General features: G+C 35.6%; 1 protein-coding gene. It reads left to right on the top strand.

What is annotated here, in order from left to right; genetic code table 11:
- Window positions 1–75 precede the first annotated feature (75 nt).
- Window positions 76–261 (top strand): TRAM domain-containing protein (locus AAEY83_RS16205; protein ID WP_351060655.1); only part of this gene is annotated, 186 nt, incomplete at its 3' end.

Raw genomic sequence — 261 nt, 5'->3', positions numbered from 1 at the left:
AGTATATACGGTTCAACACGCATTCTAAAGCATCTAAATATAGGTGCTTCATAAATAAAGTTAAGGTAATGCCTAATGGCGCAAATTTTTAAAGCGAAAAAAAAACCGTTAAAGCAACAAACACTAGAATTGACTATAACGGGAATGGATCATCAAGGGCGTGGCATTGCTAAACATAACAATAAAGTATGTTTTGTAAGCGGTGCATTACCAAACGAAACAGTCAAAGCAACACTCGTCGAAGATAAAGCTAAATACAGC

The sequence above is a fragment of the Psychrobacter sp. TB20-MNA-CIBAN-0197 genome (genome assembly GCF_040309765.1).
Classification (GTDB): Bacteria; Pseudomonadota; Gammaproteobacteria; order Pseudomonadales; family Moraxellaceae; genus Psychrobacter; species Psychrobacter submarinus.
The sequence above is the reverse complement of the archived record's forward strand: the minus strand, read 5'-3'. Positions and strand labels throughout refer to the sequence as shown.